This is a genomic window from Nocardia sp. NPDC055321 (genome assembly GCF_053645575.1).
Genome location: NZ_JBSHMS010000009.1, coordinates 314,552 through 324,756 on the forward strand (window position 1 = coordinate 314,552; position 10,205 = coordinate 324,756).

Consider the following 10,205-nt stretch of genomic DNA (forward strand, 5'->3'; position numbering starts at 1 on the left):
CTCCTCAGCGTTCGAAGAATAGGGTCGATTGCGCATCGACGTCGCGCAGGCTCCAAAGCGTCGCCCAGCCAGCCAGGTCATCGTCCGAGTCGGTATCGAACCCACTCAGCAACGCTCGCTGCTTTGTTCCGCGTTTCGCCTCGTAGACGAGGTGAGCATGGTCCTGGGCTTCAGCCCGCCACCACTCGACGAACTCGGCGCAGAAATCGGCCGTGGCGGCCTGCTCCTCAGGATTGACGCGACCGACTCGTTCGAGGATGCGTGGGATCACCAGCGAGTCGATCTGTTCGATGAAGTCCTCGATTCGCCCCGCGTCCTCGTTGGCTGTTGCCCCGGGGATCATCAGCCGTGTCAGTCCGACGAGCACGGCATGTAGACCGCGATCTCGAGCCCGTGCGGAGAATGGGGTCACGCTGGTCGATTCGACTTCTCGGTACAGCGCTGAGTGGAAAGATTGAAACGCTTCGTAGTGAGATCGGTCGCGAGGACGCGCCGAATTCAACATGATCGCAACAAGGCCCGGATGTCGGCGGCCGACGCGACTGGTCGCCTGGATGTACTCGGCCGTCGTCTGCGGCTGTCCCATCACGGCCATCAATCCGAGCCGGTCGATATCTACACCGACCGAGATCATATTGGTAGCAAGGACGACGTCGCAGACCTCCGGCGAATCGGGGAGTGCTTGGTCGAGAAATTTGAGATGGCTCGGAATCTGACTTGCGTCGGACCGGCTGCTCAATTCGATCAGGCGAGTAGCTGAGCGGGGTTCGTCGCACCCGTCGCGCTTGGCGAGCAGAGCCAGGCGGCCGTGCACGTCGTCGAGGACCTGAAGCTCCGCTGCCGATAGCAGTCGCAGGCTGTTGAAGTAACCGACGAGTGTCCAATATGCATCCAGTGCAGCGGGGTCCGCGCTCGATGCCAATGTGTGGGCGCTGTGGATCAGAGCCGCGTAGGTACGTACGAGAAGAGTTGTCTGACTACCGCTCGGTGTGAACAACCCGAGATAGCGGCGTGTTGCCTTCTTGTCCCGCGAGGATTCGGCCGCGAACCACGAGTCTCGGGAATCGAGCCCGGTGGGGGGAAACTGTGCGATCCTTCTGTCGAACAATCGAGTGACCTGGTCGGATGCGCGTCGAATCGTAGCGGTCGACGCGATCACCTTGGGTCGAGCGGCCAGGATATCGATCGCCGTTTCGTACAAGCCGGTCAGTGTGCCGAGCGGACCGGAAATGAGGTGGAGTTCATCCTGAACAATCAGCTCGGGAGGCCTTCGGCCTGCGAGATCTCGATTGAACAGCGCCGCTGTTGCGGGGCGCCACGGAATCGCCGCGAACTTGTCCACCGTTGAGATGATCAGGGTGGGATGTGCGTGGTAGATAGCTTCGTCGATGAGGTGAACAGGAAGCCCGTCCGCGTCATGAAATTCGCAGTCGGAGTTGGGACAGTTCACCGTCATTCGGTGCCGGTCGGCTTGCACCGTGTAATCGTGGGGGGTCAGCTGCTCGCCGCACCACGGACAGGTTCGGAGCTGGTAGGGATTTTCCTTCTTCAGGGTACTAGGAGGGTTCTTCCGCAGTTTCTCCAGTTGCTTGTCGGCCATCTCGAGTGAGTTCGGGGTTGCCGACCGGCCGACCCACATACCTATCGAAATCGGTTCAGCGCCGAGGTCAGATTGTTCCGTTCGCAATCTCTCCATCGCGCAGATCAACGAAGCGGCGCGTTCGAACTGCTGCAGTGTGAGCAAGCGCAGTGTGTATCGCATGATCACGGTCACGCCGTCACCACAGTCGCCATCCCGGAGCCGGCGCAGGAACACGGCGAAGGCGATGAGTCCAAGGTAAGCCTCGGTCTTGCCGCCACCGGTCGGAAACCAGAGCAGGTCCGCGACTTCACGATCCGGGTGATGCTCGTCAACGATTCCTTCGAGGCACAGCAGCAGAAACGCGATCTGGAACGGTCGCCATCGGCCGGAGTCGACGTCCAACACGCCTTCTCGCCCGCTCTTGATCCATCGGGTGCGAGCACGTTGCTGAGCCATCGCCCGATTGGCCAGTTGGAAGGCGCGGAACACCTCTGGGCGGGTGCCGTCATGCAGGAGCGCCAGTCCGCGGTACATCCTATCGAGAGCGTCTTCGGCCAGCCGGATTTGCTCACCAGCGACCCTTTCGTACTCGCTTCCCGCGAGCGCCCCGGCGTCCGCGCGCCGATCGCCGATCCACTCCCGGTACCCATCGAGCAGCCCGCTCAAAGCGCGTACGACATCGTCCCGCTCGCGCTCACCGAGCAGAAGCATGCCCAGAGCCGCATCGTCGATCTCAGCGTTCGAATCGGTGAGGAGTACCTCATGAGTCGGCATGAACTCGGAGCGGATCGAAGGGACGGTCGCACGATCGACGATAGGTGTGCGCACCTCAGGCGGCTGCCAATCCCAGCTGGCCGCACAACCATGCCCCACGGCGAATGAGGGCGCGTGCCGGTACAGGAGTCGGCTCAGAGTCTGCTCGTCATCGATGCCGTCTCGGATCGGCTCACTTTCGACAAATGGTTCGGTGCCAGGTGGACCGGTTACCACGATCGTCGGTTGGAAGAAGCAAGATGCATCCTGCAGGTCGAACTCGCCGGTTGTCAGCACATTGACGACGGTGACGGTCACGATGACGACCCCGGCGTCGTTCGGGTGCCGGACGCGGACTCGAAGATCGAGTCCCGGTTGCAGCGCGACTTTGGGATGGATACCTCTGACGGATATGTCCAACGTGACGGGTTCACATTCGAAGGGCTTGCGCCGCCAGCGTTCTCGCTGCTGGTCAGTGCTGCGAGCCTCACTGCGGGTGGGCTCGATCGGCAAGCCGTTCTCATCCTCGGGGGCGTACATGGCCGCCTCGACCATCACCTGAATTGTCGACGTGATCTCCGACGCCACCGCGAAGGTCAGTCCGATCGAGGACGGTTTCCTGGTGTTCGCCGGCGAGACATCGAATTCGTTGATCCCCTGCTCGGCATCGTCTCCCCGTACGAGATCAGGCGCCGTTTGCCCATCGAGTTCTTTCGCATCTTGAATCCTGCGGGCATCAGCAGCCAACGGGAAGAGGATTCCGGTCAGGTAGGCGGTAATCGGTGCGTCGGTTGTGAGAACCTCGTGCGAACCGCCTTGTGGGCCTAGTAGGTCGGATCGCACCGCCGCGCGCAATTCGGACCTGAGTTGGTAGTGCGAGTCGTAGCTCACGCGATCGTTCCGTCCTGATCCGTCGAATCTTGTGCGCCCCACTCGAACTGTCCCAGCCCGCACAGCCGAGGTGCCAGCCATACGCCGTGGTCTCCCAGCCCAGAACGAGCGGTAATGGCGGTGTGACCGGCAACTGCTTCAACGCAGTCGATACGCAGTCCGACGATTCGCAGGGGGAAGCTGCGCACTTCGAATTCAGCGTTCGGCTTCAGTAGCTTTCCGAGATCGTTCAGGAAGCGTTCCGATACTACTCCGATCGGATGTCCCTGATGGACGATCCCGTATGGCGGTGCCTGACCACTCTCTCCCGGAAGCTCGTGTAGGCGAAGCAGTTCGACTTCGTCTCCTGCCGCGACTGCTCGACGAAGGTATGTCTGTGCGACCACCGGATCAGTGACAAGCTCGACGACACCGGCGGGAGCGTCACGGGAGACGTCATCTTCGCCTGCCTCTATGCCGAAGCGTTGCCATTTCTTCCAGCCTCCGCGGTACCACCGATCCACGTGTGAGTAGGTCTTCCTGGCGTTCCGGATGAACCGAGTATTAGGTGCCTCCAGGCGATACATGGAATCACGGGCTCGGGTCATCGCGACGTACAGGAGTCGGGCTTCGTTCGGAGCATCGGCCGTGGGAGAGCCCAGGTCGAGTGCCTTCGGTTCCGTGATGACGACCTGATCGAACTCCAGTCCTTTTGCCCGGTGAATCGTCGAGAGTACGAGCGCACAGGGTTCGTTGCCTGATAGCTCATCCGGGATCCTACGGTCGGCGATCGCCTGGCGCAGCGACTCCACATCCAGCTGGTTTCGCGGACTGCTCGCGACACGCCTGAGCGCGCGCCAGATTCTGGCTGGGTCATCGATCGTGGGATCCGACATCGCCACCTGGGTGAATCGTTCCTCGGTCAGGGTTCTGGCTCCGCCGGCGGTCTGTACTACATCGAGCAGCCAGGTGGGAGCCGGCCGACTGTGTGGCTTCCGTTGAATTCGATGCGGGACATCATGAGTACGTAGCTCTTCGGACAGAGCCAAGACTTGACCGTTGTCTCGACACAGGAAGGCGGTAGTGCCCTCAGCGAACCGCAACGAGTCGAGCACGAAAGCCGTGTCCAGCTTGCCGAAGTCTGGCATTGCGGCAAGTTCGGCCGACAGCTCCTCATAGATTCCGGCTGCTGTCGTACAGGAGGTTTCGTGGTCGATCGGCAACATCGACAACTTCTCCCCAAAAGGAAGTGCTGTGCGAGCATCCGCTGTGCGCGCACGAAAGTTCTCATCGAGTCTGAACTCCGCCAGATCCTCGGCGAACGTGGCGCGAACCCAGCTGAAGAACCGATTCGTCTCAGCGGCGCGCTGCTCCAAATCGTTGATCTGAAACCCGTAGATCGACTGAGCAGCATCGCCGACCGCTGTGAAGCCACACTGATCTTCGAAGCGACCGAGGAGTGTCTGAACCAGTTCCCTGCGCACCCCAACCAGGTCCTGCACCTCGTCGATGATCACGTGCGCAGGTGGTCCATACTCGGACGCCTCGATCACTCCGCTCCGAATAGCATCGACCGCCATCTCAATTCGATCGTCGAATGAGGTACCGGAGAGCTCCTGATCTGGACGGGCCTGCCGGAGCAGGCTCAGTGCCCAGGCGTCGAAGGTTTGGGCACGTACTTGCTTAGCGGCTTTTGCGAGGTGATCAACGCGGTCGCGCAGGTCGCGGACCGCGGCGCGGGAGAAGCTGAGAACGAGAATCTCCGAGGCCTGCAGATCCTCCGAACCAACGAGATGCTCCAGGCGGTAGGTGAGCGTTGTCGTCTTTCCCGCGCCGGCCCCGGCCGTTACGAGAATTCTGGCGTCCCAGGACTGTTCAACGATCTGACGTTGTGCTTCGGTCAGGTTCACCACGCTGCCAGACGTGTGCTGCATCATCGATCCCTCTTCCACAGGTGCTCGAACTCTGTGAAAGCCAGGCTATGGTCGAAGTTGGTGATGTTGTCCCGAACATCCAAGATGAGGCAGGTTTCCTTGCCGCCGTTCTTGGGTCCGCGCAGCCCGCGGCCGATCATCTGCTGATAGATGTTCGCACTGTAGACAGGCCGAGCGATGACGACTGCCCTCGTAGCCGGCGCGTCGAACCCTTGTGACAGCACACCGTAGTTCGTGATGACACGGATCTTCTGCTCTCGGAATTCACCGATCCACCGCCGTCGATCAGCCGTTGAGGTCGCACTGTCGATCGCCACCGAACGGATGCCCTCCTTACTCAGTGACGCCGCGAGTAGCCTCGCATGGTCCACCGACGCCGCGAAAACCAGCACTGGCCAGTCCGCAGGCAGGGCGGCAATCTCGTTGATGAGTAGCTTGTTTCGCTTCTCATCAGCTCCGAGGCGACGTTCCGCGCGCTTCGGAAGATATCCCGGCACAGTGTTCAAATCGGCCAGTTCTTCCTTGTCCAGTGCCATATTCACACCGGGCAGCTCGCGGTGCTCGACCTCAGAAAGGATGCGCATTCGCTGCAGGCTCGAAATCGGATCACCGTCGAAGACACCGTCGTCCAGTCGGCGGTTGCCGAACCGTTGCACGAGACGGTGGGTGAGGTCGGCGTCATTGCGGAACGGGGTCGCTGTCAATCCAACCAGGTGTCGAGTCGTCGATCGGAACGTGAGCCCCATCGACTCCAACAGTTTGGTGTAGATCGGCGCTATTGCGACATGTGCCTCATCGATCAGGACCAATGAGGAATTCCGCAGCCAAGCGTAGTCTTCGGTGTCGAGCCAGTCCCGGAGCTTGGCTTCGGTGGCAACAACGAGATGCGGACGTCCGGTGACGGGAGTCGCAGAGTTGCTCTCCCACAGTCGGTCGATGATCAGGGGCTGGTCTGCCCCGACCCGCTCCCAGACGAACTTCCACGACTGAACTGCCTGTTCACAGAGTTCCGCAGTTTGGGCGATCCAAAGAATGGGTCCACGGGGAGCGCCGGTCTCACGCACCCAGCGGATCACGCCCTCCGCTGCGACGCGGGTCTTGCCCGCACCGGTCGGCAGACTCAGCATCGCACGCTGAGGAATCTCGCTGCACAGCAGTTCGACAAAGCGCGCGGCGATCTCTTCCTGGTACGGATGAAGGGCCGGGAGATCGGTCGGCCCTTGCACCTCTTCACGCGGTGGCAGTGATGGAACACGCGATCCTGCAAATGAATCCGGAAACTTGAGGTCGGTGACGAATTTCAGCGCGGCGGGTCCGCCATCGAATCGGTGCGGACAATCGGGCAGTACGGTGTTGATCTCCTTGGCGTAGGAACGCAGGACGCCGTCATCGTGGGCGAAGTATGCAAGCTCAGCCAGTCTTTCCAGACTCGGCGGTCGTCCGCTGTCGTTCACTTCGGCGGTGAGGAGCCCCGCGGGCAGACCTTGGCGAAGCTGCGTATCATCCAATATCGCTGCCAGCTTGGCCGGAATCGTTGTGGCAGAACGGATCGCGAGAATCCGTTGCTTCAGTTCTTCGCTCGCGAGCCGTTGTCTATGAAACTCGATGACATCCGCGCATCCCTTGGCGCCAAGCCCGAAGTTGAACTCGCGGTCGGCGAGCATCAGGGCTTCCTTCGCGGATGCCTTCTCCGGAATCAGAACGGTCTGCTCGTCGCGTGCACTGCCCAGCGGGGTCATCCGCGTACCGTTCGGAGTACGCACGACCTCCTCGATCTCGGTGCAGCGTTGTAAGAGCAGCCCATTCACTCGCGCACCCAGGCGCTGCCGAAGTGCGGGAAACTCGTCGGCAAGGGCGCAAGCCGGCCCCGAGGGCACGGACCGTATGCGCTTCTCGATCACATCCGCGACGGCCCGCATGCCCCAAGCGGCGATCATGACCTCTACTTGCTCGGCATCACCCGGATGGTCGACCAACAGAGCTGGATGCTTCTCTCGAATCAACTCCTGGTACTCGTCTTTTGTGACAGCCACCGCGATTTCACTGTCCGGCAACAGCTCCCAGCGATCGCCCACCCGACAGCGGACTTCGGACTCGGCGAGCAACAGATCGTTGGCGACCCGGATCAGCATTGCGTAGGTCCGTCCGACGAAGGAATCGTCGGTGCTTTCCTTCGCCTTCTGGAGCAGCGCCGCCCATCGGTTCGAGGGAACCTGCTCGACACGATCCGGCAGTCGCAGGCGTTGTGCCTTGGGCGCACTGATCTTGGCTACCGGCAGGACTGCCGCATGTTCGCTCAATTGCGTTCCAACAGCGCCCTTCACCGGGACCATACCCTGCGAAGTTTGAACCCAGCCGTAGGTTGTCAGCAGCCATCGAATCGGTGATGGGATCTGGACTCGGGTACTTGATGTCCGCCCGATCTGACGGGTCCAGTTCTCGATCAGACCCTCTTCGGGCATCGCCGCCAGGAATGCGGCGCGACCTTCGGGTGACAGCTGCTTGAAGAGGTTGAGCGGGCCGGCAGTCGTGCCGCCGTCGAGCTTCATTGTCCGGATCATCACAGGGCGGGTTGTTGGTGGCAGAGACGCGCAGTATTGCGCGTACATCGCCTCCGTGTACTCGAGGAACCAGCCATCCTGTTCCGGGTTATAGCCTGTCTCAGGGCGATCGGTGACACCGAACGCTCGCAGGATGGATCGATCGTTCGCGTGAAACCCCAGATCGATCGCCACCTTGGCGTCTCGGCTACCGTCGCTCGGCACGACCGGTCCGGGTAGCATGCATGACTTCAATGGGGTCCAGGTTCCGCTTACCGTGCGGGCCTTCAGCGTTGTTGCGACATCGTCGACTCGGCTGCTGACAACTCGCGACTGGCTGGCCCCGCCGGCCTTGTTCAGCAGTTCCCAGAATCGAGCCCACGATTCGTCGGTGTATCCGTCGAATCCTTGATCGAGGACACTGTGGAAGCGGCCTTCGTTGTCCGCATCACGGATACCCAACTGCTCGAGCATCGGAAGTAGCTCGGGATCCTCGGCGAGCCGTTGGTCAATGTAGACCAGGTCGTCGCGCAGACCATCCTTCGTTGAGCGTCGGAAGACTTCGCCCTGAATCGCAGCGACGAACTCGCCGTTCTCGGTCAACACTATTTGGGCGTTCCGTGCGTCTGCGGCCTCGGTCGAATAGCGCCTTCCCGGAGCATCGGATCCGCAGGGATCATTGGCCAAGACGTAGGCAAGCACCCGGATTGCGGCTGCGGACGCGGCGGCAGATCGGTCTGCGACGAGGGCTTCGATCCACTCTCGGATCGAGGCTGTACCCGTGTGGCCGGCCGCCTCGAGGATGTGGCCCATCTTGCCTCGCCGAAAACCTGGTCCTTCGACTGAATGATGCACCCAGTCGGTGGGTCGCCCCGGATAGCCGCGCCACAGCGCGAGTGCTGTGGTCGGGAGCTTCTCACGATGGATTCGCAAGGTGCTGGGCACGCACAGTTCGCCGGACTGGTTCGGAAGCGAGGGATTCTTCGCCGCCAGATCCCATACCTGGTCGGTCAGGTACTTGCATGCCCAGTTGGGTGATTCTTTTGTTCGTCCAGGCAGCAGCGGCAGGTAGGCGGCCGGATCTTGTTGAGGTGCGAGTTCTTCCAATGAACCGATGATCAGCTTCGCGCTGACTCGGAGGAGCTCACCGTTCAGATCGCTGCTGTCGAGGAGGTTCTGACGATCTTCGTTCGTCTTCCATGCCGCATTCAACGATCCACTGAGCGTGGTCTGGTACTTCGTGGGAAAGAATGACCAAAATGTTCCACGGTCGTTTGGAACGGTGAGATAGGGGGATCCTGAGGTGGATGAGTACGCAGGGACCATCCACGAGATATCGATCGTAACGCGGTCATGCAGTTCGCCGGCGCCGGAGCGCGAAGTGTCGCTGACCTGATGTGGAACAGTGAATACGCGATGGTGTTCGGTCACGGCTTTCGAGCCACCACGGACCTGATGGATTGTGCGATATGTATCGTCCGAGGTGACTGTGATTTCTCGTCGTACCTTCGGCATCGCGGTGTGGTCTTCGAGAATGACTGTTCCGACGTGGGGTGAAAACACTTGAAACAGATAGGGGAACTCCCGATCCGGTTGTCCATCTATCGTCCGATTCCGGTCGGCGATATCGGCGGACAGGCGGTCTGTGGTACCGGGGATGAGCGGCAGCCGCACCACTGTGGATGCCCAGCCGAGTAGCGCATTCAGGATCTTGTCCTTGGTGCGTTCAGCATCTACTTCGAGGGCCCGTGCCATTCTAAGGACCGGAGTTGCGCCGATTGTCGAGAGTGGCGCTTGGAGCCTGCGGTCTCGCCCGCGATTCACTGCATCGAGTACTTCCTTTGCAGACCACTCGGCATCGAATCCGAACGATCCGGTTGTACTGAAGAACTGAGGAGCCCGTGAAATCGAGAGTACGGATTTGACACCGACGCCGAAGCGTCCGATTTGACCTCCACGTTTTCTGGATACGCCCATTCTGAGGATGGTCTCCGCACCTTCGGGTGATATAGGAAGGCCTTCGTTCGCACAATAGAGAAAATTCTCGGTCAAGATGACATGAATCCGCCCACCGGCATGGCGTGCCTCGCGAAGCTCATCGGCCGCGTTCTGGACGAGCTCGAGAATCTGGCGGTCGCCATAGCCGCCCTGGTGAATTCGACGCTCGCCGTTTGCATCTTCTTCTACTCGGCCCGGATTAACGGAGTAGGTCGCAAGAGCGAGCTCTGTCAGCTCTGCGACAGTGTGCAGGACGCTTTGTCCGGGCGTGGTCATGATTTCATATCGCTTTCGAAATCGGATGAAGTTACGGGTCTATTCGCTACGAGATGCTAGTCGGAGGAGTATGAGTTGGGTTGTGGTTCGTGCAATCTGATGCGCAATAAGCAAATTTCGGGCGTTTTGAACTTGATCGGTCGCCTTCTTGGTTCGATGTGGTGCCTGAGTGTAGATGGCCTTTGGTGAGAATGCCAGGGTATTGACCAGTAGTCCGGGGGTTCGTATGATCGCGCGCGCATCCGCGAGAGG

At 60.6% G+C, this 10,205-nt stretch carries 3 protein-coding genes; all 3 read right to left on the reverse strand.

Annotated features, from left to right (window positions below; translation table 11 throughout):
- Window positions 1-4: 4 nt before the first annotated feature.
- The 3 genes from ACWIGI_RS17380 to ACWIGI_RS17390 are packed head-to-tail and all read right to left on the reverse strand — an operon-like array spanning window position 5 to window position 9,953.
- Complete coding sequence (locus tag ACWIGI_RS17380; RefSeq protein ID WP_454203398.1) at window positions 5-3,226, reverse strand: helicase-related protein; 3,222 nt, start codon at window positions 3,224-3,226, stop codon at window positions 5-7.
- Entirely contained in the window at window positions 3,223-5,142 is a 1,920-nt protein-coding gene (locus tag ACWIGI_RS17385; protein WP_454203399.1) for a UvrD-helicase domain-containing protein, read from the reverse strand. Before ACWIGI_RS17385 ends, ACWIGI_RS17380 begins: the two co-directional genes overlap by 4 nt.
- Window positions 5,139-9,953 carry a sacsin N-terminal ATP-binding-like domain-containing protein gene (locus ACWIGI_RS17390; protein WP_454203400.1) on the reverse strand — a complete coding sequence of 1,605 codons (4,815 nt, stop codon included), beginning with the start codon at window positions 9,951-9,953 and terminating at the stop codon, window positions 5,139-5,141. The genes ACWIGI_RS17385 and ACWIGI_RS17390 overlap by 4 nt, the downstream gene beginning before the upstream one ends.
- Window positions 9,954-10,205: the final 252 nt, after the last annotated feature.

What these genes read in the sequence shown, in the direction of transcription:
- ACWIGI_RS17385 (WP_454203399.1), bottom strand. Translation starts at nt 5,142, where the DNA reads ATGATGCAGCACACGTCTGGCAGCGTGGTGAACCTGACCGAAGCACAA.
- ACWIGI_RS17390 (WP_454203400.1), bottom strand. Translation starts at nt 9,953, where the DNA reads ATGACCACGCCCGGACAAAGCGTCCTGCACACTGTCGCAGAGCTGACA.